Here is a 24053-nt window from a genome sequence, read left to right as displayed (position 1 = left end):
GATCGGGCGCGAAATCTCGAAATGTAGGAGAATGACATGAGACACAATCGCAAGGTCCGGATGAACCGGCTGTTCGGCAACGGGCGCTGCCTGGACGTCGCCATCGACCACGGCGTCTGCAACGAGCCGTCCTTCCTCGATGGGCTGGAGAACATGGAGGCGGTGGTGCAGGCGCTCGCCGCCGCTGGGCCGGACGCGATCCAGATGAACTACGGCCAGGCCGATCTTCTGCAGGCGCTTCCCGGTAAGGACAAGCCGGCGCTTGTCATGCGCATCGACATGGGCAACCCCTACAATCGCATCCGTCACCGCGACATGTGGGCGGTGCTGCAGAACGAGTCCGAGCCGCTGGTCGGTGCGATCGAGATGGATGCGGCCTGCGTGGTGGTCAACCTGTTCATGCTGCCGGACGAGCCCGACCTGTTCCGCCAGTGCGTGCAGAACATTTCCCGCGTGCGTGCCGACTGCGAAAAATACGGCATGCCGCTGATGATCGAGCCGCTCGTGATGCAGCCAGTGACCGAGCATGGCGGCTACATGGTCGACGGCGATGCCGACAAGATCGTCACCCTGACCAGGCTCGCCCGCGAGATGGGCGCCGACATCGTCAAGGCCGATCCGACGACCAATCCGGAACATTTCCACAGGGTGGTGGAAGCGGCACGTTGCCCGGTTCTCGTGCGTGGCGGCGGCAAGGAAGACCTGCGCGCTGTGTTCGACAAGTCGGCGGCCTTGATGAAGCAGGGCGCGATGGGCATGGTCTACGGGCGCAACATCTATCAGCACGCCAATCCAAGCGCCGTCGTGCGCGGGCTGATGGCGATCGTGCACGACAATGCGAGCGGCAAGGAGGCCTTCGCGCTGTACCGGCAAGGCTGATTGTTGCGACCGAGCCTTGGGAGGGGTTCTGCATGGGAGAGTATCTTTTGGGGCTCGACGCCGGAAACACCGTCATCAAGGCGGTGATCTTCGACCGGACGGGCAGGGAGTTGGCGTATGCGGGCGAGGAGGGGCATAGCCGCATGCCGTGCCCTGGCCATGTCGAGCGCGATCTGGGTGAACTCTGGGCCAACGCCAAACGCGTCATCCGCACCTGCATCGACAGGGCCGGCATCGCTGCGACGGATGTTGCCGCGATCGGCTGCGCCGGACACGGCAACGGGCTCTATGCGCTCGACCTGGACGGCGAGCCGCTCCTCGGCATCCAGTCGCTCGACACGCGAGCGGCCGGTCTCGTCGAGGAGTGGGCCGCGGACGGTGTCGGCGAGCGGACCTATCCGATCGCCCGCCAACGCCCCTGGCCGTCGCAGACGCCGACGCTGCTGGCCTGGCTGAAGCGTCATCGGCCGGAGCTTTTCAAGCGGATCGGTACAGTGTTCTTCTCCAAGGACTTCGTCGTCAACCGCTTGACGGGTGTGCGTGTCAGCGAGGTTTCGGACATGTCGGGCGCCGGCCTGCTCGATCTTGCCGCGCGCCGCTATGACGCTGCGCTCATGGAAGCCTATGGTCTTGCCGACTGCATGGACCTCCTGCCGCCCCTCATCGAAAGCGCTGACATGGCCGGTAGGGTGACCGAGGCGGTCGCGGCGGAAACGGGCCTTGCTACCGGCACGCCGGTGATTGGCGGCCTGTTCGACGTCGTCGCCTCGGCGCTCGGATCGGGCGTGTCGCGTACCGGCAGCGCCTCGATCATAGCCGGCACCTGGAGCATCAACCAGGTCGTCATCGACGGCCCGGATCTCGATGGCCCGGTCTTCATGTCGTCGACCTTCGACCGCACCCGCTACATGGCGATGGAGAACAGCGCCACCTCGGCGGCGAACCTGGAATGGCTGGTGCGGGAATTTTTCGGTGGCGGGCAGGAAGAGGGCGTTTCGCCCTTTGATGCCTGCTGCGCGCTGGCCGCAGCCGTCGAACCAGCCTCGGACGATCCGCTGTACCACCCCTATCTCTATGGCGCCCAGCAGGATGGCCACGCCCGTGCCGGCTTTTACGGTATCGCCGGCTGGCACACCAAGGGACATCTGATCCATGCGCTTCTGGAAGGGGTCGCCTTCGGCCACCGCCAGCATGTCGAGACGATCCGCAAGGCCGGCGCAACGTTCGAGGAGGCCATGCTTTCCGGAGGCGGGTCGCGCAGCCGGCTGTGGCCGCAGATCTTCGCCGACGTGCTCGGCCTGCCCGTCACCGTGGCTGTCTCGCGGGAAACCGGCGCGCTGGGGGCGGCGATTGCGGCGGGCACGGGCGTCGGCCTCTTTGCCGATTTCACCGAGGGTGCGAAAGCGATGGTGCGGGTCGACCGCCACTATAGGCCGAACGGCGCGCTTGCCGCACACTATGGCCGGCGCTACGCCATCTATCGCGACATTTCCGACGCGATGGCGCCGCTTTGGCGGAGATTGGCGGCGACACATCCGATCGACGCGGGAGTAGCAGCGTGAGCATGCATGTGAATGAGGCCGTGACGGATGCCGGCGCCTACGATTTCATCGTTGTCGGCGCGGGCTCGGCCGGGTGCGTTCTGGCGAACCGGCTTTCGGCAGATCCGAAGAACCGCGTGCTGCTTCTGGAAGCCGGCGGCAGTGACCGCTATCACTGGGTCCATGTGCCCATCGGTTATCTCTACTGCATGGGCAATCCGCGCACGGACTGGATGATGAAGACGGCGGCGGAGCCTGGGCTCAACGGACGCGCCCTGAACTATCCGCGCGGAAAAGTGCTCGGCGGCTGTTCGTCCATTAACGGCATGATCTACATGCGCGGCCAGGCCGCCGACTATGACGGCTGGCGGCAGGCGGGCAATGCCGGCTGGGGCTGGGACGATGTGCTGCCATACTTTATCAAGTCCGAGGACAACTATCGCGGCAAGTCTTCTATGCACGGCGCCGGCGGCGAATGGCGGGTCGAGCGCCAGCGCCTCTCCTGGCCGATCCTCGACGCATTCCGCGATGCGGCCGAAGAGCTCGGCATTCCCAAGCGTGACGACTTCAACGACGGAGACAACGAGGGATCCGGTTACTTCGAGGTCAATCAGCGCGGCGGTTTGCGGTGGAACACGACCAAGGCGTTCCTGCGCCCGGCGATGAAGCGCTCCAACCTGCGGGTGCTGACCGGCGCGGAGACTGAAAGACTGGAATTCGACGGCAAACGCGTCCGGGGCGTGCGGTTCCGCCTCAATGGCCGGGCGCATGCCGCGCGCGCCGATCGGGAGGTGATCCTGTCTGCAGGTGCGATCAACTCGCCGAAGATCCTCGAGCTCTCCGGCGTAGGTCGCCCGGAGGTGCTGTCGGCGGCGGGGATCGACGTGCTGCATGCACTGCCGGGGGTAGGGGAAAACCTGCAGGACCACCTGCAGATCCGTAGCGTCTTCCGCGTTGAAGGCGCGAAGACGCTGAACCAGCTTTACCACAACCTGTTCACGCGCGCCGGCATGGGGCTCGAATACATCCTGCGACGCTCCGGCCCCCTGTCCATGGCCCCGAGCCAGCTCGGCATTTTTGCGAAGAGCGACCCCGCCGTCGCTACCGCCGATCTCGAATACCATGTGCAGCCGCTCAGCACCGACCGGCTCGGCGAGCCGTTGCACCGCTTTCCCGCTGTTACTGTTTCGGTCTGCAACCTTCGACCGGAGAGCCGCGGCACGGTGCACGTGGCCGACAAGGATGTCGGCAAGGCGCCCGATATCCGGCCGAACTATCTTTCGACCGCCGGCGACCGCCTGCTGGCGGCAAAGTCCATCCGCCACGCGCGCAGCATCATGGCGGCGAAGGCGATTGCGAGGTATCGACCGCAGGAAATGCTGCCGGGCGCGGAGTACCAGAGCGACGAGGACCTGATCCGGCGCGCAGGCGATATCGCGACGACGATCTTCCATCCGGTCGGCACCTGCAAGATGGGTCGGGACGATATGGCTGTAGTCGACCCATCGCTACGGGTTCATGGTTTGGCGGGACTAAGAGTTGTCGATGCGTCGGTGATGCCCACAATCGTCTCCGGCAATACGAACTCGCCGGTGATCATGATCGCCGAGAAGGCAGCTGACGCCATTCTGCATCACGTTTGAAAGGGGGGCGGAAATTAAGGGTGGCGCTGTCCCTTGCCTCCGAATGAAGGGAGGGATGGATGAGCGCCGGGGCAATGCGGTATGCATGGTGAACCTTGTAATAATGCCACTGAAAGGCAACGTGTAAGGATCATGCAGCGCTAGATGGGCCAATAGTTCGATTCCTATCAATGCGAGGGATAGGAGACATCCGGGTTGCCGACTTTATGGTCGTCTCAAACGGGTGGAGAGTTAGCAATACCCCCTGATCCGAACACCAGGAAGCTTCAGGAGCGGATACTTGGCCCTTGTGACCCAAGCGTCTTGAATGGGGCCGATGGCCGACCGTCCGCTGCCAGGAGACCCAACACGAAAGGCGGACACCAGAGCACTTGCCGCCGAGGTCTGGAATGGGGCCCGAAGCTGCCGTCTGGTGATCATGGCGCGAATGACCGCTTTGCGCCCCCATTTCCGTCATTCGGGAAGCGCCGGCGAATTTCCAAAAGCTGCCGTTACTCTCGATGCCCGTCCATGTCCGCGGCGCGCCGATAGTGTTGAAAACCCTTTGTTGCCGACGCTTGAGACCCGTGATTCACTCCTCAGAGTGATTCGCAGGGGATCAGGCGAATGATGGGAATCCAGGCGGCTCCGGCGCAGCTCTTCTACGAGTTCAGCCTTGTTGAGCATGTGCCGGTAGTCTACCTGCTTCGCAGGATCGACCGCCATCTGGACCTTGATGGCATCCGTATGCAGTTGAAGCCGTACTACAGCAGCACGGGCCGCCCCTCGATCGATCCCGAACTGATGATGCGGATGCTGATCATCGGCTACAGCATGGCGATCCGGTCGGAACGGCGGCTGTGCGAGGAAGTGCATCTCAATCTCGCCTACCGATGGTTCTGTCGCCTGGGACTGGACGGCAAGGTGCCCGACCATTCGAGTTTTTCCAAGAACCGCCATGGCCGTTTCCGGCAGAGCGATATCCTGCGGCACCTGTTCGAGACGGTGGTGGAGCGCTGCCTGGCGCAGGGCTTGGTCGGCGCGGAAGGCTTTGCCGTCGACCCCAGCCTGATTGCCGCCTTCGCCAACAAGCAGCGCTCGGTGCCCAGCGCGGGAATGGAACATCGACGCGGCGAAGGACGATGCCAGCCGCTCCGTGCAGGAATATCTGGCGGTCCTCGATGATGCGGCTTTCGGTGCGGCCTCGCCGGTGACGCCGAAGTTCATTTTCCCGTCCGATCCGGCGGCGAAATTGACCGAGCGCATAAGGGCCACTTGCCGGCACACCGGACTATGAGCGCTCGCGGCATCGGCGCAAGAAGGTGGAGATGCTGTTTGCTCACCTCAAACGCATCCTTCGGACGGCGCGGCTGCGGCTGCGCGGTCCATGCGGGGCACGCGACGAATTCCTCCTCGCCGCAACTGCCCAAAACCTCAGAAGGCTGGCAAAGCTCAGGCCGCCGTGCCGCCCAGCAGCCGCACGACCAGCCCTGTGAAGGGCTCATCGGCCGCCCGCACGTCGCATCGGGCTATGGCCAGCCCGGCGAAATGCAAAGACACCTCGGCCTTATCGCAGTGAGCGATTATGTTGGCGAGTTTTTCAACGATATCCGCCACCAGCGGTCATGGCTTGAATGCGCCGATACTGTCATGACTCAATGCGCTACAACGAGTAACAACGCGGCTCATCTCAGCGGCAGACGGATCAACCTAGCTGCGCAGATTGTGGGACCGGAGAAGGCGGGTCGTGAACCCAGCCAACTAGAAAATTGCACCTGCTGCAACTCCTGATACAACTTTGAGGAATCGAGGCTATGGTCGCGTCATGAGCGAAAACAATGAATACTTGCTGGTCTACCCGCCTTCGCGTTGAGGCCACTCTTCCCAAGCTTGCAAGTTCTCACCCGTCCGACTTCCTGCGTGACGACGAGCCCCGCCGCTCGAGACCTCGACGTGTTCACGCCGGTCAGCGAGGGAATAGCTATGCGCCCCATAGCGGACGTTCGCGCTATCATGTCTATCTGCACAGCCCGCCAGCGGAGAGCGTTGTCACCGCTGCTGCGACGGCGATCTCGATGGCCTCGACGAAATGAGAGCCAAAAACGCCGCGCTTTGAGGGTTCGGGTTGCCAAATGTTGACATGGTAGGGGATGGGTTGGGCCAAAGGGCGCACGGCAATCCCGTCCCCCCGAAAAGCGAGAGCGGTGAGCGGGTTGACGATAGAAAGACCGATCCCGGCGCGCGCAAGCGAGCCAATTGAGGTGGCGGTGGTGGTTTCGACCAAGAGCTTGCGTTTGACGTTCGCCGTTTCAAAAAATGAATCCACCTGCCGACGATAAGAATCTTCATCCGAATAGTATATGAAGTTATGTCCCTCGAAATGTTCGGTTTTCAGAACCTCGTATTGGGCGAGCGGATGCGATGCCGGCATGATGCACAACAGATCGCCCGCATAAAGCTCCAAGGTGGTGGAAGGGGTACGATCGAATCTCCCTTCGACGATTCCGATGTCGAAAAACTTGCTCACCAAATCTCGGGTCAGCGCCGTCTCCTCCAGAGAATGGATCTTGAGTGACGTGTTTGGAAATTCGGCAAGGAAGCGCTCTACCACCTGCGGGATCAAGGCATGGGCAAAAGCAGGCAGGCACGCGACGGACACGCGCTGAAAGCTGTCTTCGCGTATTGCTCTGGCGGTTCGCGCAATCTCTTCAATACTGACGAACGAGCGCTGGACGATGACGTTGAGCGCGATGGCCTGCTGGCTTGGTTCAAGGCGTCGGTTCTGTCGGTGAAAGAGGGGGAAACCGAGCAGGGCCTCAAGCTCCTTCAATTCTCGGCTGATCGTCGGTTGTGACGAATATAATAGGCTCGCTGTTTCGGTGACGTTTAGCGTCTGCATAAGCGACTGGAAGATTTCGAGCTGTCGGTGTGCGAGGCGCATGGTGTTTCCTTTGTCTGGGTCTTGCCGGAAAACATATCAAAAATGAATAAACCACAGTAAATTATGAATTTGACGGCATGTTGGATTTTGGTAGCGTCCCCTCCGTGCGAAAAGGCAGAGAAACTGCTGCGCCAACTGGGGAACAAAATGACAGCGGAATTCGTGCGCCCGCATGTGGCGCAGATTGGTTATCGTTCCGGGGAACTCTTTATCGAACAGGTTCCCGTAAGGACGATCGCTGAGAAATTCGGAACGCCTTTCTATGCCTATTCGGCATCTGCCGTCTGCCAACGCATTGAGATGCTGCGTGACGCATTGCACCCCGCCGAGGTACAGATCTGCTACGCCATGAAGGCTAACAATAATCTGTCCCTCTTGCGGATACTCTCCGGTCTTGGTTGCGGCATGGATATCGTTTCGGGCGGAGAGCTCGAACGGACGCTTGCGGCCGGGGTGCCGGCGCAAAAGATCGTCTTTTCCGGTGTTGGCAAAAGCGAGCAGGAAATCAAGGCGGCCGTCGCGGCAGGCGTGGGCCAACTCAACGTCGAGTCGACGGAAGAACTGGAGTTGATTGCGAAGGTGGCGCGAAATGTCGGGCGGAAAGTGCCGGTTGTCCTTCGTGTAAATCCGGATGTCGATGCGGCCACGCACCCCAAAATCACGACTGGAACGCGACACAACAAATTTGGCATACCCTATGAAGCTGCTCTGACTGTCTATGCCAGGGCCTCGACCCTTCCCGGGATCGACTGCCTGGGGCTTGCCGTCCATATCGGCTCGCAGATCACCGATATCCTGCCATTCCGCAAGACCTTCGAAAGGGTGGCGGAACTGGTGGGGCGGATCCGCGCGCAAGGCAACACGATCACGCGGCTCGATCTGGGTGGCGGCCTCGGCGTTTCGTATGACGGACGTTCGGGCATCGATATTGTGACCTATGGGGCCATTCTTCGTGAAACGCTCGCTGATTGCGGATGCGAACTTACGATCGAGCCTGGTCGCTTCGTCGTTGCGGAAGCGGGAATTCTGGTCAGTGAAGTACTGTACAACAAGGTCCAGGGCAGCGAAAAATTCACGATCGTCGATGCGGGGATGAACGACCTAATGCGCCCCGCGCTCTATGATGCGCGCCATCCGATCTGGCCGATTGCCGAACCCGCGGCTGAAACCCTGGCGGAGCCGTGTCATATCGTTGGCCCGGTTTGTGAAAGTTCGGATACGTTCGGAAAATATGAGGCGCTGCCGCCGCTTGTCAGCGGCGATCTTCTCGCCCTCGGGGTGGCCGGTGCCTACTGCGCCGTGATGTCATCCAGTTACAACGCCCGACCGCTGGTGCAGGAAATTCTGGTGGAAGGCAACAGGTATTGCCTGGCTCGCCATCGGCAGACCGTTGCCGCAATGCTGAAACTCGAACAAGCGGGTGAATGGATTGCTGCTTGATATTGATTACCGCGAAGCTTTTTCCTCCCCCGAGCGCTCCTTCATTAAAACGCACGGCCTTGGCAACGATTTCGTGGTGATGGACGGACGACATCACACGTTCGTGCCATCAGAACAAGCAATCCGCTGGATTTGCGACCGGCATCGGGGTGTCGGCGGCGATCAGCTTCTGGTCTTCGAGCAGCCGCAACGCCCCGATGCGAATGTCAGATTGCGCATCTACAACATCGATGGCGTCGAAGCGCAGACCTGCTTGAATGCAACGCGCTGCGCTGCATGGCTTTTGATGGAAGAGAGCGGCGCCGGCGAGGTCGTCATCGAGACGATAGGGGGACCGATCCGCGCAAGGCGCGAAGGGGACCATCGCGTCAGTCTGCATATTGTCAGCGGCGAATGGGACTGGCGCAAAATTCCTCTGGCAGGCCCTCTCGAAGAGGCGCGCGGCCGCCTCGACAACGGTCCGCTCAAAGATCCGGTGGCCGTCAACATGGGCAATCCGCATCTCGTCTATTTTGTCGCGGACCGCGATTCATTGGATGTGGCGGCGCTGGCCGACCCCATTCAGAAAAATCGCTACCTTCCGGAACAGGCCAACATCGGGGTGGCGGAACTTGTAGGCGGTGGCCGCATCCGCTTAGTCGTCTATGAGCGACCGGGGATCCTCACCCAGGCTTGCGGCAGCGGCGCCTGCGCGGCGGTGCTGGCGGCGCTCAGGAAAGGCCTCATTGAGCACCCGCACGCCATCGTCGATATGCCCGGGGGAAGCCTCGACGTCCGCGTCCTCCAAGACGAAACGATCATTCTCACTGGAGACGTCGCTGTATCCTTCTACGGTTTTACTGCACAGGAACTGGTTTGATCATGTCGAGCAATATCTTCATTTCCGTCGAGGATGTTTCCAAGACTTATGCTGCCACGCAAAATGGAAAGGCACATCGTGCATTGAACAAGGTCTCCTTCTCCGTTGAGAAAGGGCAAGTCCTTGTCATCATCGGCCCGTCAGGATCCGGCAAGAGCACGCTGTTGCGGACCCTGAATGCCTTGGAAAGCATCGATTCAGGCACGATTGTCGTCAACGATATGCGAATTTCCGACGGTCGAACCGACCTCAATCACGCGCGGTCAGAAATCGGAATGGTGTTTCAGCACTTCAATCTGTTTCTACACAAGACTGCTCTGGAAAATGTCGTTCTGCCGCAAGTCGTGGTGCTGAAACGGAGCCTGGAGGATGCCACCGAACGCGCCCGAGAAATGCTCCGTAAAGTGGGTATGGCGGAGCGTGAAGGCCATTATCCGAGCCAGCTTTCCGGAGGTCAGCAGCAGCGCGTGGCAATCGCCCGCGCGTTGGCGATGAATCCCAAGGTCATGCTTTTCGACGAAGCCACATCTGCCCTCGACCCGGAGATGGTCGGCGGCGTTCTCGAACTGATGCGAAACCTGGCCCACGAGGGCATGACGATGGTGGTAGTTACCCACGAAATGGGTTTCGCGCGGGAAGTTGCGGACCAGGTGATCTTTATGGACGAGGGGCAGATCGTCGAAGTGGGAAATCCTGCCACGCTTTTTTCAGAACCAAAACAGCCGCGTACCCGGACCTTTTTGGAGCAGGTTTTATAAAAGTACCAACTAAAAATACCAACGAGAGGAGAACTGAAATGGGAATACTGAACAAACTTGTAGCTGCAGCCGCGATGGTCATCGGCATTACCAGCGTCGCGTCTGTGGCGCAGGCTGACGAAATGGACGACATCTTGAAACGTGGAGAGTTGATCGTTGCCGTCCAAACCCAGGGAGCGCCGGTCAGCTTCATTGATAAGAACGGTAAGCAGACAGGGTTGGCGGTTGAGCTTGCGCGCATGATGGCAGAAGACCTTGGCGTGAAGGTTACGTTCCAGGATTATGACTGGAAGGGCCTCATTCCCGCTCTGCTTTCGGGCAAGGTCGACATGATTGCCGCAGACATGACCCCGACGCCCCAACGCGCTTCACAGCTTCTTTTCTCGCGGCCGATGTTCTACGAAGAAACAGTCGGCGTGGCTTTGAAGGATTCTCCCTACACGAAGTGGGAAGACCTGAACAAGAGCGGGCTTAGCCTTGGCTCTACACAGGCAAGCTCCTACAGCGAAGCGATCAAGAAGTATCTGCCTGAAGCCACTCTGAAAGAATTTAGCGGTGGCACTGCCGCGGTCGCGCAGGCGCTTTCCGCTGGACGGCTCGACGGGCTTGTGTCCGATCTGGGCAACGTTTCCAACTTTCTCAATGATTTCGATAACCTGAAGCTGCTCGACGGCATCGTCGTCAAGAACCCGCTTTCATTCGCCGTTCGCCCTGATGCCTTCCATCTGAAAATGTGGCTCGACAACTATGTCGAACTGACAACCTCGGACAAGCGTCTGGAGAAGATGGTGAATTACTGGTGGAACACGACCGAGTGGGAAAAGGATCACAAGTAACAGCATTCGTTGAAAGGCCTCGCGCAAGCGGCACGGGGCCTTTCAGATAGCTTCTAAGGTGAGAGGCGCCAAAGGGGGGCGATCGCATCCTGGCGACGCGATACTGCCTGCGTTGCCTGACTGCAAGGTCTTTCCAATGTCATCCCTGATACTCGAATACTACAACTACCGTATCGTGGCTCAATATTTCGATGCCTTTGTTCAAGGGCTGGGCAATACCCTGTGGGCGGCGGGAGTCAGCTTCATTCTCTCATTCATTCTCGGAACGGTCATGGCTTTGATTATGTTCACGAAAATGAGATGGCTAATAAATCTCATCCGGGCCTACATTACGTTTATTCGTGCCACGCCGCTGTTGGTGCAGATCTATCTGGTCTATTACGGCCTCCCGGCGGTGCTGCCATTCACCGCCAGATGGCCAGAAATGAGCCTTGGCATAGCGGCTCTGGTGCTCAACTGCGCCCCGTATATGTGCGAGATCATCCGCACGGGTATCGAATCCGTCCCCTCCGGCCAATTCGAGGCGTCGAAAGCCGTTGGCATGAATTACAGGCAGCGCCTGCGCCATATCGTGTTGCCGCAGGCCTTTGCGAATGTTGTGCCACCGGTGATCGGCCAAACAGCGGTTCTCATCAAAGACACGTCGTTGCTTTCGCTCATCACCGTGTTCGAATTCGCCAGCGCGGGGATTCTTTTGAACAGTGAGCGCGTTCGACCGAACGAGAGTTTTATCACCATCGCGTTTGGTTATCTCATGATCTATTGCCTGGTATTACTGCTGTCGGCGTTCGTCAAGAACCGGCTGGCCGGGCCGGCCTGGAATGCAAAGGGCTGACAATGATTGATTACTATCTGAAGCTCACCGTCGCGATCCTGCCGTTTCTCTGGCAGGGGTTCAAAGAGACGTTCATCGTTTCGTTGGTCGCCATATTCGCTGGTTCGCTGCTCGGGCTGATCATCGGCGTTATCCGCAGCTACAATATCGTGCTGCTCGCCAAACTGCTTGGTCTCTATGTCCACAGCCTGCGTGGCACGCCGTTTTTGGTGCAGCTCTATCTTTTCTATTTCGTCCTGCCGAACACGGGCGTGGCGTGGTTGAGCTGGGATTCCCAGACGGCGGCCTTTGTCGCCTTGTCACTTTATACGTCGAGTTATGTCGCGGAAATTGTTCGCGGCTCTATCGCGGCCGTGCCAAAGGGGCAGTGGGAAGCGGCTACAGCGGTCGGGATGAATCAGATGCAGTGTCTCTGGCACATCATTTTGCCACAGGCATTGAAACTGACCATCGCACCGATGAGCAGCGTTTATGTCATCATCATTAAGAGCACAGCTATTCTTTCGGTTGTCGGAATTGCTGAGTTGACCCGGCAGGGCGAAGTCACGATCTTGCGTTATCCGCGAGATATTCTTTTTATATACAGCCTGATCGCGGCGGTGTACTTCATATATTGCTATCCGATCCTCTGGTTCTCCAGGTGGACGGAAGGGCGGATCACCAATACTCCGCGTCTATCATTGGATTGAGCCTGAAGGGGTCACATTCTCGGCTGGAGGGCCGACACCGGAGGCTTGAAAATGAAGCCCGTTAATCCCGAGCGAGGCTCTGCCAGACCTATCACTCGTCGACCGGCAATCGCAGCGTGTCGCCCAGTTCGAAGCTTTCTAGAGCATGACAGCGGCGATATGGTGCTCTGTTTCACGACGGCCGACCCTGTCGAGCATGATCCGTCGTCGTCGATCACCAGCCAGCAGCGCTTTTCCGGCAACCATACGACCTTGCCTTCCGCGCCGCGGCCGAGACCACGCAGGAGGCGGTGTTGAACGCACTCCGCATGGCGCCTGCGACGCAGGTCCGGAACGGTTGTATGTATCCCACTCTTGTTAAATGGCTAAAGGAGCATCCAAGCCCATGAAAGTTTTCATTTCCGCTGATATCGAAGGCACCGCAGGCATCACCCATTGGGACGAAGCTGACCGTAACCACACGGATTGGAGCGAGTTCCGTACCTTGATGACTGCCGAAGTGGTCGCCGCCTGTGAGGGCGCGCGCGCCGCCGGGGCGACGGAGGTCGTGATCAAGGATGCGCATAGCAGTGGCCGCAATTTGATCCTCGACCGGCTCCCCGACTACGCGCGAATCGTGCGCGGCTGGTCTGGCCATCCGGACGAAATGATGTTCGGCATCGACGCCAGCTTCGTGGCCGCAATCTATACCGGCTACCATTCCAAGGCAGGCACGGAGGTCAATCCGCTCGCCCACACCTCCAATCTGCGCATCTCGCGGCTGTTGCTCAACGGCGAGGTGGCGTCCGAGTTCACCTTCAATGCGCTTTGTGCGGCCGGCTACGGCGTGCCTTCGGTCTTCGTCGCTGGCGACGAAGGAATCTGTGCGGAGGCGCGGGCCATGGTGCGGGGCCTTTCGGCGGTGGAGACGCTGGACGGAAAGGGGCTTGCGTCGACGTCCATCTCGCCCGCCTGGTCCCGGCGTCTCATCCGCGAGGGGGTTACTGCGGCGCTATCCGGGGATTTCGCGCAGGCGCTTCCCGCCAAGGCCGATCATTATGAAGTGGTCATCGAGTTCAACACGCCAAGCGAAGCCTATCGCGCAAGTTGGTACCCGGGCGCCCGGTCGCATGCTCCTCGCGCTATCGCTTTTGAGCACAAGGATTTTTCCGAAATCCTGCGCGCGCTGCTTTTCCTGAAGGTTTGATCAGGGGCGGCCTTGTCGCAAATTTTTGTGGCTAACGGTTTGTTGACCATCGGCGGGACATTCCCACTCCAGATGGTGCGGTGCCGAAAAGCTGAAGCGCCAGTCGAAGGACGATTTCAAAGGCAGCCATTTTCGAAGCATGGCTGATCGTGCCGGCAGTTGCCTGGTATCTGCACTATCCGCTCAGATACCGAGATCTGGAAGATATGTGCCGGGAGCACGGCTTCCAGATCGATCACAGCCCAATTAGACAAATCGGTGGGTGTTGACTCACGCGCCGTGGGCTGCTCGACGGGCGTCGGCATCTCGGCCGGCACGAACGTTTTTCGCTCTTGCTTGAGTTCCTGGATTTTCCTGTTCAGACGCTGTGCGGTCGGCTCGAAAATCGACCGCATCCAGGCCGCCATTTCTTCGGCGCGTCGGAGGAGGTCATCGAGGTCCAGCTTTCCAAGCCGGCATAGGAACAACTGCTCTCGTCGAAGACGTCGCGCTATCGGCGCGATAGACGATCGAGCCGTTCGCCGACGATCTTGAGCGCCTGCGCCTGCTGATTCTGGGCGTCCAGAATGAGCCTCAGCAGGTCGATGAGCTGCGCGATACGATCCGAGCCGTGCGGCGTGTCCAGGAGGGACAGGAGAGGCAGTAGCACCTCGGTGTTGCGCTCGACCGACGTCAGGGTTCGCATCGATGCGGAAACTATTTCCGTCATGGCTGTGGTTCTCCATGAATTTTGAGAAGTCACCGCGGCGGATGCCTACGGCGCGATTGGCTGCTGCCACGAACGTTCCCGACGAAGTGACAAGGATCGGCCCCTTGTCGCCGTTCGCGATCTGCAGGCCTTGTCGGGCAAGCTCGCGGGTGAAGGCTTCACCGCTTGTCGAAAATGCTCGCTTCAGTTTCGGCATGCCGAGTGGCCTCCTGATCGGCGCGACACTGGCGGGCCTCCTGTTCTGCCGCTTCTACAAGCGTGCACAGGTTGTTCCCTTCAGTCTGCAATTCATGCAGATCGTCCTCGGTATCTCGCTCGGCGTCATTGTCGGTCCCGGTGATATTCTCGTGGCGTCGGACTGGCTCTCCGCCGCTGGACTGACATTATCCTGCCTAACTCTACAGGTCGGCACGAGCTATCTCTGGCTCCGTCGAGTTTCGCGCTGGCCAACAGCCGATGCGGCACTGGCTTCCTATCCAGGTGCCATGGCAGCCGTGCCATGATCTGTCGCAAAAGTCCGGATTAAAGCGGCAGTTTCGCGATTGAATTTTGCAACGTCGAGAACGGCAAAATGACCGAACCGAACGCGGTTGGCAAATTCCGATCATGCGACGTGTAGCGAGATACCCGAAATCGTGGTTTCCAAGCCCGCCAGATGGGGTTGCCTGTCGAAAATGATGTCTGCCCCATCCCAAGCCGTTGATACGTCTGGCGGGGCAGAATCCTGCCTCTTCCCGCGTGTTGGGCTTAGCGGGTGTCATGGTGGGTAAGAACGAGCCGTATCCGACTATCCTGCAGAGTGATTTCCGAGGCATGGACAGAGGGTATCCAGACGGGCAGAGAAAGAAAGCCCCAAGGGGCGGCCCCCTTCGGGGCCGTTTGTAGTCTATTCCGTAGTTATCTGTCTGTTTTCAAATCGCTTTCAGGTCGTTTTAACAACCTTGACGAAAGCGGTTTGCATCACCTCCGAAAGCGTGTCCTCGTACTCGCTGGCGACGATAAAGGAATCGTGGATGGGGAGCGTAACGATGCCCTTCCGATGCATTTCCACGAGCACCTGACGGCAGATTTCGGAATCGATACCTTGAAGCTTTAGACCGATGCCGCTGTGGAAATAGGTATCGATGTCCGGGTGCCGTGTCCTGATATCGGCAATCAGGGCTTCGGCGGTATCGCGGTCACCGTCCAGGTTTTCGGCGATCGCGCCTCGTGCCGCTCGGAAACCGTCTGCATTCAGGAGGGCGTTGAATGCTTGCTTGACGACGGCGCGGTTCCATCCGGGCAAGGTGTAGGCATCCCCCTCCAGATGACGGGTGGCCAGGCCGTAGAGAAGACGGGGATGGATTTGCTGATAGTCCAGTTCCACCGTTGGGTGCCCGTCGATGGTGAGGTGCTGCCGATGCGCCTTTCGGCACGATTGCCACCAGCCTCCATAGAAGCGCCCACCGCGATCCCAAGCCGTTGTAGACACGGTAGAGCGAAGTCATTCCGGGGAAGACCGAGTAGCCGTCAAGGCGGATCGCGTTGCCGTCTCGAAAGGCTGCCGGAACATCGAGGCCGATTTCGGCCTGCGAAAGGCTGCGGTTGATTTTCGCCAACATGGCACGGTCCCGCCGCGTCCTGTCATTGTCCCGGTAATCGATCAAACGCCCCTCGGGGTCTTTCAATCGGATGACTTCGCCGACCTCGTGACGCAATTCAGGCAATGCGACCTCGGTGAGCCATGCGGCTGGCCGATAGCTCGACTGAATGCCTGTGGAACGGCCTGCGGGTTGGCGATCGTGGTCCACGAGAAGCCCCGCATCCAACAGGGCATCGATCGCCGGCACAACGTTGTAGTAGGTGAGATCGGGATCGCGGTAACGCCGCGTCTCGTGCCACCAGCCGTTGCGGCGGGGATACGAAATCCGAAGTTCCGATCCGTCGCGGGCCGTACGAATGGCATCGGCGGTAACGGCAACCCGGATTCGTGCCCGTGATGACGATCTTCCGATGGTCAGCGCCATCGCCGCATGGGTCAAGCGCCGATTCCAGCCTGCAACCGCGACTCGAGCGTTATGCAACACGTCTGCAGTTGCAGCATTGTTGCAGAATATGTTGACAATGTTGCGGATCGCCTCAGAATCGAGAAAAATCAGTCAACCAATTTTGATAAGCTATTTCAAAGGGTTGTGGCGGAAGAGGTGGGATTCGAACCCACGGTACGGTTTCCCGCACGCCGGTTTTCAAGACCGGTTCCTTAAACCACTCGGACACTCTTCCATCTATTTGATATTAAAGACGTTTCCCGTTCAATATCTTTGACCAAAACAGCCGTTTGCTGCGTACGTTGCAACTATTTTGATTCCGACTAGCGCTTATAGCGGCTTGCAACGCCGCGTCAACTTGTTCAGCAACATCAGCCCGCATTCCGGGCATCATATGCGAATACAAATCGAGGGGGCCCAATCGTCGAATTACCCCAGGCGCTCGCTGGCGCGTGCGTGTGCTTAAGGTCATGAGAGCGAATCTGGGGCAGCAAGGCCTTTGCAAGCAACCTTGTCCACTCCTGGGCGCGAAACCGACTCTAGCGGCCGGCCGTCTGCTTGTACAACCTCGAACGCCACACTTGGTACCGGCGCTTCTGGCTCTCGGCCGTATTGCGTGGAACAGATCACCCGATTCCCTCTCCGTCCCCTTAGCGTCGGACGCACGGCTTTCTCTGTCGTCTTGCTGGCGATTTTCACCCGTTCGATGGAGGATGTACGAGCACGCCAATGCGCTGCCCAGGGACACCGGATCAAGGTCAGTGCTGCAAAAGGCGCCCAACTGGGTCCGCCGCCGCGGCCAAGTTCGACACCGCAGGCAATCGCGCTTATCGGGATAACAAGCTGGACTTCGGAGCTGCCTCCGAGGTCTAGCGTATCGAGCCAGCTGAGTACCTTGCGGCAAAGGCGCGGGGGCGAATATTGCCCCTGCCTCACCGCTTTCGAATGTAGATCCCGGCCTCGTCAGCAGCGCGAATGAACGCCTCCCTGGCAACTCCTCTCGGCGCTCCGTTCATTAGGACCGCACGACAGACTCGCTTCGCTTCCGCAAAGGCGTCGCCCTGTTTGTTGGGCCACAGTCTCAGGCATTCGACGGCTTCGAGCGTGCTGCGCACCTTCTGAACCCGGCCGGGTCCAGACAGATCCAGCTCGACGCTTCTCGTCCAGTACATCGGATCCATTGTTCGTTACCTCCAGTCCTTCCAGTGGTGGAGCAACGGACTGGAGGCGGAGGTGTTCCAGTCGGTGGAGCTTCAGGGGCAGGGGTTCTTCTGGGTTCTCATCTGGATTGGATAACGGCGCTTCGGTTGTGGCAGCTTCACGGGAGGTGGATCGGTAAACGGCGGCACTGGCGGGTCTGCATATCTTGCTGGCACAGGGATAGTCATGGCAGAGACTCCTTCTGGCGGAGGCAACTCGACGCGTAGCGGCATTGTTCCCCCATGCGCTCGACTAGCACATGCCTTCGAGGTCGTATCGCACCAGCAGATCCGCCTCGCGGCACGCTTTCAGAAACTGCTCTCTGGCGAGAGAGGCAGGCTCGCGACAGCAGAGTGCGTCGATACAGGCCTGACGCGCCCTTCGACCGCTTTCATCCATATTGCTGGGCCAAAATTTCACCAGCAGGTCAAATGCGTGTTTCGGACCACGCACCAGGTAGAACTCGCGCTGCGTGACGGCGACGCAAACGGGCAAAGCCCATTCAAGGCAAAAGTCGATAGAGATTACATCGCACACCTAGGCGATTCCAGGTCTATTGGGTCTAGGGGTGGATGCTATCAACCAGTTACGGTTTACGCCACGCCGCTATAGGAGTGCGCCCATACCTCAGCGGGTGCGGCCCTACGTCGGAAGAAGAAGTACCTTGCGGCTATCGCAGGGCGTAGCCGGCCGCGCTATTTCACTCGATCCAGGCAACTCCGCAAAAAATGCGGCTACTCCCGACACACGGCAAGGCGCGCTTCGCGGCATTCGTCTGTGGTTCGGCTGCCGCACGGCGATACATATCCGTCCGAGCGGCATTGAAAGGGGCGCCATCGGCCGACGGTCAGACTGTTGAGAGAGTAGCGCGCTTCGTCCGGAGACTGTAAGTGCAGCGCCAAGCTGCCGGGCGCTTTAATACAGATCGGCACATTCCAAGAATTCCCGGATTTGGGATTATCTCGTTCATGAGACTGGTACCTTTATCGGCCTATGCACGAGGATGTTCGCGTTTCGGCACGCTCTCGTGAAGGTGTACCGAGCCATGGTTTTTGTCTGGAAAGTGCGTCGGCGCACACTAGCGTGTTTGGTTGACGTGCTCATCGTCCGCTCGGGGCCACACGCGGTGACGTACTGCCAGAGCCTTTTCCGGACCTCGTATGACCTTAATCTTCCGGGGTGGTGATGCGGACTGGTAATTTCGTCGTCCCCCAGTGTCGTCACGAGGCACGGCGAGCCAATATCCGGAACCATTAATTCTGGGAAGCACCCAAGTGATGGAATAAAGCCTTTGGAAGTCCAGGCCTTGATGGCTGGCCCGTTGCTAACGGCGCTGTCCGCCGGATCGGGCTGTCGTCGTTAACGCCCTGTAAACCATGTCCAGCATTACTTCGCCGAAAGCGCGGATTGAGAGCCTGTTGTTACGCATTTTAGCCATTTTACCGTCATGATTAACATACTGTTGTGAGCCGACGGGTATGAGGCGATGGATCGCTGGCGATGCGGTCTAGGCAAAATGAGGCGGGGAACCACCGGCGTGGGACGAATAAAGATTGGCAATTTTTCGGCCGGAGCGTGCAAGGCGATGCGCGTTGCTGCGATACCGGTGATCTGCGCCGGCCTCGCTGCTTGCAAGACAACGAACGAGGCCGGAAAGCCGACCCGTAGCAAGGAATACTTCGCTGAGTCTGAGTACGGCGTGAAGGCGAGCCCGCGCGTTGTGCGGGAAGGACAGCCGGTGCCGAAGGGGGGAGGTCGCTACCAGGTTGGCCAACCCTATCAGGTGCGGGGCAAGTGGTACCAGCCGAAGGAAGAGCCAGGCTACAACAAGATGGGCCTTGCATCCTGGTACGGCTCCGCGTTCCATGGCCGCTATACGGCCAACGGCGAGGTCTATGACAAGTATCACCTGTCCGCGGCGCATCCGACGTTCCCCCTGCCGAGCTACGCCCGCGTCACCAATCTCGAGAACGGCTCGTCGGTTATTGTTCGCGTGAACGATCGCGGGCCTTATTCGGAGGGGCGGATCATCGACGTTTCCTCCAAGGCGGCCGAAATGCTCGACGTCAAGGGAAAGGGGACGGCGAAGGTCCGGGTCCAATATGTCGGCAAGGCGCCCTTGGACGGTCACGACATGCCATACCTGATGGCGTCTTATGTGCCGAAGGGCTCGCGCGGTCCGGTCGTCGATCCGGGTGGGCAGATCGCAACCGGCGTCATGGTTGCCTCAGCAGCACCCGTAGCTGATGCCTTGCCGGCCGTCGTCCCGACATTCGCCGAACGCACCGGCGGTACCGGTGAGGGCACAACGCTCACCGCACTTGCAGCGCCGGCGCCTGCAAATGCGGCTGTGTCCACCATGGGGCAGTTCGTCATGCTGCCAGAGATCGGACCGTTGCCCGTCGAGCGCCCCGATTACATGCCGTTGCCCGGTGACAGTCCGAACTACGCCGCAGCGTATGCCGAGTCCGCGTCGAAGCAGAAGTCAGTCGAGGCCTTCGATGCGATTCTCCACCTCGATGGATCGCTAACCGCGCTGTCCGATCTGGCCGACGCTGGGTGAAGTTTGTCGTTGTGGCTTGCCGAATGCATCCGGGTATAAGACTGTAAGGCCGTCTGCCGGAGTCTTCATGCCCATCCGTTCTATTGTCGCTCTTGTCCTTTGCCTGCTGTTGCCGCTCTCTGCCATGGCGCAGGCGATCGGTGGTCCGTCTGCCTTCGATACAAAGGCAAGGCAGGTCCATCTGATCGATGGCGGGACTGGCACCATCCTCTTTTCTCGCAAGGAAGACGAACCGGTCACCGCCGCTTCGCTTGCCAAAGTCATGACGCTGGCGGTGGTGTTCAGGGCGCTGAAGGAAGGGGAGATAACGCCCGACGCGAGCTATCCGGTTTCCGAGAACGCCTGGCGAACCGGAGGAGCGCCATCGCGGACTGCGACCATGTTCGCGGCGCTGAAATCGCAAATCCGCGTCGAGGATCTCGTTCGCGGCGTTGCGGTTCAAGCGGCCAACGATGCCTGCATCATTCTTGCCGAGGGCATGTCCGGCTCCGAAGCAGCGTTCGCTGCGCGGATGAACAAGGAGGCGAGGGCGCTAGAGCTGACGCAGTCGAATTTTGCGAATTCGACCGGGTTGCCTGCACCGGGCAATCGGGTCAGCATGCGCGATCTTGTGACCTTGGCGCAGCATTTGCAGCAGACCTATCCGGATTTTTACCGCTACTATGCGGAGCCGGAATTCGAATGGAACAAGATCAAGCAGCGCAACCGAAATCCACTTGTAGGCCTGAACATCGGGGCTGACGGTCTCGTCATGGGCTTTGCCGAGGATGCCGGTTACGGGCTGGCGGCATCGGTGGAGCGAAACGGGCGTCGCCTGTTTCTAGCGATGAGCGGGCTTTCGAGCGACAAGGAGCGATTGGACGAGGCACGTCGGGTGATCGATTGGGGCATGTCGTCCTTCGCGTCGAAAACGCTCTTCAAGGCAGGCGAGACAGTCGCCGAGGCCAGCGTCTACGGCGGTCTGCCAGGTCATGTTGCCCTGGTGACGCCGAAAGACGTGGACGTGCTTCTGCCGATCGACAATGCGGAACGCCTGTCGGCACGTGTTGTCTATTCCTGGCCGTTGCGGGCACCGGTCGCGACGGGCCAGAAGGTTGGGGTGCTGCGCATCTGGAACGGCGATCGCTTCCTGCGTGAAGTGCCGCTGGAAACGGCTGCCCCCGTGGAAGTCGGGACGCTATCAAGTCGGGCGCTTGATGCACTGAAGGAACTTCTGTTCTTCTGGCTTTGAAGGCCATCCCACGGGGTGGGGTGCTTCGTTCGCGCTGCGGCGGTCGTTTTGGATGATTGACCCGCAGCAAATGGATTTTCCGTTTTTCAGGGTTATGCGCTAGAAGTGAGCGGAATCGCCCGATTGGCGTGGCGCAAGAGAGTACCGGTGTGCCGGGAAAGTGAAAGTTGGATTTGACTGGGTTGACCGGATTGTTTGTAACGTTCGAAGGCGGCGAGGGCGCCGGGAAGTCGACCCAGATCCGGATGCTGGCTGTATCGTTGCGAGGGCTTGGACAACACGTTGTCGTGACCCGGGAGCCCGGTGGTTCGCCGGGAGCCGAGGCCGTTCGTCACGTCATCCTTTCGGGCGCAGCGGAGCGCTATGGCACGCGCATGGAAGCGCTGTTGTTCGCGGCTGCGCGCAATGATCACGTGGAGGAGGTCATTCGCCCGGCGCTGCAGGCTGGCAAGGTTGTACTGTGCGACCGCTTTCTCGATTCATCGCGGGTCTATCAGGGGACCACCGGCAATCTGGAGCCGGCGTTTATCGAGCGCCTCCAGAACGTGGCCGTGAATGGCGTAATGCCGGACTGCACGCTGATTTTGGATCTGCCTGCCGCGATCGGCCTCGAGCGGGCCCGCCAGCGTGCCGTTGGCCCATCCTCAAGCAACGGGCCGGATCGTTTCGAGAAAGAGGAACTTGATACCCACGAGAAGCGACGCGAGGCGTTTCTCGAACTTGCCGAACGCGACCCATTGCGCTGCCGGGTCATCGACGCCACGCAGTCGCGGGAGAAGATCGCCCGTCAGGTGTTAGCCGTCGTCGCACCTCTGTTGCCGCTCCAGAGACGCGACCGCTTCGCATTTCCGGAGGATGCCACGTGAGCACCGAGCAAACGGGCGTGCTCGATGGCGCGATTGCGCCGAGCGAACAGACGCGGCTGTTCGGCCATGACGCTGCGCAGGCCTTCCTCGCCCAGTCCTACTGCTCGGGGAAGGGGCACCACGCGATCCTGATCGAGGGGCAGGAAGGGATCGGCAAGGCGACGCTCGCCTTTCGCTTCGCCCATCATGTCCTGTCCCATCCCGACCCACAGACAGCGCCGGAGACGTTGGCCGACCCGGACCCAGGCTCCGCCCTCGGTCGGCACATTGCTTCAGGTGCTTCACACAATCTTTTGCACCTCAGTCGCCCGGTCGACCAGAAGTCAGGAAAAGTGCGGGCCGCGATCACCGTGGACGAGGTGAGGCGTGCCGGCAAATTCTTCGCACAAACCTCGGGAACGGGGAATTGGCGCATTGTCATCATCGATCCGGCCGACGACCTGAACCGCAATGCGGCCAACGCCATCCTGAAGATTCTCGAGGAACCGCCGAAGAACGCCCTCTTTCTGGTGCTGACGCATGCGCCGGGCAAGCTTTTGCCGACGATACGGTCACGCTGTTTGCCGCTAAGTCTTGCGCCGCTGTCCCAAGATGACCTGGGGCTGGCACTGAACAATCTCGGCGTGACGTTGCCGGGCGGGCAGGCCGATCGCGTTCTCGCTGCGGCCGGCGGTAGCGTGTCGACGGCGCTAAAACTCATCAACTATGGCGGCTTCGACATTTTGGAGGCCTTCCGTGCGATCGTCGTCGAGGCGGGCAGGGCGTCGCGCAAGGACGTGCACAGGCTTGCCGACGTTCTGGCGGCCAAGGACGGCGACACCCTTTATGACTTTTTCTGCGGCCAGGCGATCGACTACGTGACCGCACAGGCCAGGGCGGCCGCCCTCGGGAACGATATTGTCGCGGCGGAGCGGATGGCGCGGTTGTCGTCGTCTCTCTCGGAGAAGATCGGCATTGCCGCAGCGTACAACCTCGATCGAAAGCAGACCGTGATCGAGATTCTTGATGAGATCGCCACGCAAGCCGGCCAATAAATCCGATGCGGTCAGGAGAATACGAGCTTGGTGCCGACCAGGGCAAGCGTGATGGCTAGCAGCGTGCTGATGAGTCGTTCCGGCAGGCGGGGGGAGAGGTGGCTGCCGATGATGATGCCCGGGATGGAGCCAACCAGGAGCATTGCGAGCATCGCCCATTCGACTTCGCCGATCGCCCAGTAGCCCATTCCAGCCAGGAGCGTTAGCGGCACGGCATGGACGATGTCCGACCCGACGATATCACGCACATGAAGCCTTGGGTAAAGTGCCAGCAGGACCGTGACCCCGAGCGCGCCTGCGCCGACGGAAGTCAGGGTCACAAGCACACCAATCGTAAGCCCGAGCACCATCGTCAACAGCGCCACTGTTGCAGGTGAAACCGGGCGGCGATTGCGCATCTTGTGGCGGATCCACTCGATGACCCGTCGCCGGAAGATGAGTAGGAGTGCGGTGAGCATGAGCGTGTAGCCGAGCGTGATCGTGATCGTGGCGACGGCCGTGATGCTGTTACGATCTATGCCCGAAACGAGCCAGAGGGTTACGGTTGCCGCGGGCAGGCTCCCGGCGGCGAGCCTGCCGACGATGCGCCAATCGATCGTTTTGTTGCGGCCGTGGACGGCGGTTCCGGCGGTCTTGGTGATCGCGGCATAGAGGAGATCCGTACCGACCGCCGTCACCGGATGGATTCCGAACAGCAGAACGAGGAGAGGGGTCATCAGCGATCCTCCCCCAACACCCGTTACACCAACAAGCATGCCGACGAAGAAGCCGGAAACGGAAAACAGCGGATTGAACGAACTCCAGAAATCCAAACAGCGTTTCCTTCCGGTTTCGAGC

22 protein-coding genes, 1 tRNA gene and 2 pseudogenes are annotated in these 24053 nt (G+C 59.9%); 17 read left to right on the top strand and 8 right to left on the bottom strand.

The features are described from left to right. Positions 1–36: 36 nt before the first annotated feature. The 4 genes and pseudogenes from IB238_RS06770 (at position 37) to IB238_RS06755 (ending at position 5538) form a co-directional block, all read left to right on the top strand. On the top strand, positions 37–879 hold the full coding sequence (locus tag IB238_RS06770) for a class I fructose-bisphosphate aldolase (protein ID WP_192244696.1): 843 nt from the start codon (positions 37–39) through the stop codon (positions 877–879). A 32-nt stretch (positions 880–911) separates the two neighbouring features. Next, a complete protein-coding gene (locus IB238_RS06765; RefSeq protein WP_192244694.1) occupies positions 912–2441 on the top strand; it encodes an FGGY-family carbohydrate kinase in 1530 nt (509 codons plus the stop codon). Continuing rightward, a complete protein-coding gene (locus tag IB238_RS06760) occupies positions 2438–4063 on the top strand; it encodes a GMC family oxidoreductase (RefSeq protein WP_192244692.1) in 1626 nt (541 codons plus the stop codon). The genes IB238_RS06765 and IB238_RS06760 overlap by 4 nt, the downstream gene beginning before the upstream one ends. 606 nt (positions 4064–4669) lie before the next feature. Beyond that, positions 4670–5538: pseudogene (locus IB238_RS06755) on the top strand (transposase). On the opposite strand, the gene IB238_RS06750 reads toward IB238_RS06755, so the two are convergent. Then, the gene (locus IB238_RS06750) at positions 5495–5659 is read right to left on the bottom strand and encodes a hypothetical protein (protein ID WP_192247847.1); all 165 of its coding nucleotides are present in this window, start codon (positions 5657–5659) and stop codon (positions 5495–5497) included. The pseudogene IB238_RS06755 and the gene IB238_RS06750 overlap by 44 nt on opposite strands. Positions 5660–6059: 400 nt before the next feature. After that, positions 6060–6983 carry a LysR substrate-binding domain-containing protein gene (locus IB238_RS06745; protein ID WP_192244690.1) on the bottom strand — a complete coding sequence of 308 codons (924 nt, stop codon included), beginning with the start codon at positions 6981–6983 and terminating at the stop codon, positions 6060–6062. Between the two features lie 147 nt (positions 6984–7130). Here IB238_RS06745 and lysA point away from each other — a divergent pair, with 147 nt between their 5' ends. The 8 genes and pseudogenes from lysA to IB238_RS06705 all read left to right on the top strand — a co-directional run. Then, positions 7131–8423 carry a diaminopimelate decarboxylase gene (lysA, locus tag IB238_RS06740; RefSeq protein WP_192244689.1) on the top strand — a complete coding sequence of 431 codons (1293 nt, stop codon included), beginning with the start codon at positions 7131–7133 and terminating at the stop codon, positions 8421–8423. Further along, entirely contained in the window at positions 8413–9282 is an 870-nt protein-coding gene (gene dapF, locus IB238_RS06735) for a diaminopimelate epimerase (protein ID WP_246723491.1), read from the top strand. Before lysA ends, dapF begins: the two co-directional genes overlap by 11 nt. 2 nt (positions 9283–9284) lie before the next feature. Further along, the gene (locus IB238_RS06730) at positions 9285–10040 is read left to right on the top strand and encodes an amino acid ABC transporter ATP-binding protein (RefSeq protein ID WP_192244687.1); all 756 of its coding nucleotides are present in this window, start codon (positions 9285–9287) and stop codon (positions 10038–10040) included. A 38-nt stretch (positions 10041–10078) separates the two neighbouring features. Next, the gene (locus tag IB238_RS06725; protein WP_192244685.1) at positions 10079–10876 is read left to right on the top strand and encodes an ABC transporter substrate-binding protein; all 798 of its coding nucleotides are present in this window, start codon (positions 10079–10081) and stop codon (positions 10874–10876) included. 136 nt (positions 10877–11012) lie between these two features. After that, on the top strand, positions 11013–11711 hold the full coding sequence (locus IB238_RS06720) for an amino acid ABC transporter permease (RefSeq protein ID WP_192244683.1): 699 nt from the start codon (positions 11013–11015) through the stop codon (positions 11709–11711). 2 nt (positions 11712–11713) lie between these two features. Next, complete coding sequence (locus tag IB238_RS06715) at positions 11714–12400, top strand: amino acid ABC transporter permease (RefSeq protein WP_192244681.1); 687 nt, start codon at positions 11714–11716, stop codon at positions 12398–12400. A gap of 385 nt (positions 12401–12785) precedes the next feature. Further along, positions 12786–13586, top strand: coding sequence for a M55 family metallopeptidase (locus tag IB238_RS06710; protein ID WP_192244679.1), 801 nt, complete (start codon positions 12786–12788; stop codon positions 13584–13586). A 91-nt stretch (positions 13587–13677) separates the two neighbouring features. Continuing rightward, positions 13678–13866: pseudogene (locus tag IB238_RS06705) on the top strand (IS6 family transposase); the annotation flags it as partial. Between the two features lie 210 nt (positions 13867–14076). Here IB238_RS06705 and IB238_RS06700 read toward each other — a convergent pair. Continuing rightward, positions 14077–14295, bottom strand: coding sequence for a hypothetical protein (locus tag IB238_RS06700; protein ID WP_192244677.1), 219 nt, complete (start codon positions 14293–14295; stop codon positions 14077–14079). 149 nt (positions 14296–14444) lie between these two features. Here IB238_RS06700 and IB238_RS06695 point away from each other — a divergent pair, with 149 nt between their 5' ends. Continuing rightward, on the top strand, positions 14445–14798 hold the full coding sequence (locus tag IB238_RS06695) for an AbrB family transcriptional regulator (RefSeq protein ID WP_192244675.1): 354 nt from the start codon (positions 14445–14447) through the stop codon (positions 14796–14798). A gap of 419 nt (positions 14799–15217) precedes the next feature. Here the strand turns inward: IB238_RS06695 and IB238_RS06690 are convergent, their stop codons facing one another. The 4 genes from IB238_RS06690 to IB238_RS06675 all read right to left on the bottom strand — a co-directional run bounded on the left by IB238_RS06690 (position 15218) and on the right by IB238_RS06675 (position 18059). Next, on the bottom strand, positions 15218–15661 hold the full coding sequence (locus IB238_RS06690; protein WP_192244673.1) for a hypothetical protein: 444 nt from the start codon (positions 15659–15661) through the stop codon (positions 15218–15220). Positions 15662–16467: 806 nt separating this feature from the next. Next, a tRNA-Ser gene (locus IB238_RS06685) sits at positions 16468–16557 on the bottom strand. A gap of 697 nt (positions 16558–17254) precedes the next feature. Next, complete coding sequence (locus IB238_RS06680; protein ID WP_246723606.1) at positions 17255–17494, bottom strand: DUF982 domain-containing protein; 240 nt, start codon at positions 17492–17494, stop codon at positions 17255–17257. Positions 17495–17774: 280 nt separating this feature from the next. After that, complete coding sequence (locus IB238_RS06675) at positions 17775–18059, bottom strand: DUF982 domain-containing protein (protein WP_192244671.1); 285 nt, start codon at positions 18057–18059, stop codon at positions 17775–17777. Positions 18060–19107: 1048 nt separating this feature from the next. On the opposite strand from IB238_RS06675, the gene IB238_RS06670 reads away from it, so the two are divergent. From IB238_RS06670 to IB238_RS06655, 4 genes are all read left to right on the top strand, one after another. Further along, the gene (locus tag IB238_RS06670) at positions 19108–20085 is read left to right on the top strand and encodes a septal ring lytic transglycosylase RlpA family protein (protein ID WP_246723490.1); all 978 of its coding nucleotides are present in this window, start codon (positions 19108–19110) and stop codon (positions 20083–20085) included. A gap of 124 nt (positions 20086–20209) precedes the next feature. Then, positions 20210–21316 (top strand): D-alanyl-D-alanine carboxypeptidase family protein, encoded by a 1107-nt coding sequence (locus IB238_RS06665; RefSeq protein ID WP_246723604.1) that lies wholly within the window; start codon positions 20210–20212, stop codon positions 21314–21316. 173 nt (positions 21317–21489) lie between these two features. Next, positions 21490–22182, top strand: a complete 693-nt coding sequence (gene tmk, locus IB238_RS06660) for a dTMP kinase (RefSeq protein ID WP_192247445.1) — start codon at positions 21490–21492, stop codon at positions 22180–22182. Further along, complete coding sequence (locus tag IB238_RS06655) at positions 22179–23216, top strand: DNA polymerase III subunit delta' (RefSeq protein WP_192244665.1); 1038 nt, start codon at positions 22179–22181, stop codon at positions 23214–23216. Before tmk ends, IB238_RS06655 begins: the two co-directional genes overlap by 4 nt. Before the next feature lie 11 nt (positions 23217–23227). Here IB238_RS06655 and IB238_RS06650 read toward each other — a convergent pair whose 3' ends face one another. Next, positions 23228–24028 carry a sulfite exporter TauE/SafE family protein gene (locus IB238_RS06650; RefSeq protein WP_192244663.1) on the bottom strand — a complete coding sequence of 267 codons (801 nt, stop codon included), beginning with the start codon at positions 24026–24028 and terminating at the stop codon, positions 23228–23230. Positions 24029–24053 lie beyond the last annotated feature (25 nt).

It is taken from the genome of Rhizobium sp. ARZ01 (genome assembly GCF_014851675.1).
In the GTDB taxonomy this organism is placed as follows: Bacteria; Pseudomonadota; Alphaproteobacteria; order Rhizobiales; family Rhizobiaceae; genus Mycoplana.
Note: the sequence above shows the minus strand (reverse complement) of the source record. Positions and strands in the feature narration are given on the sequence as shown.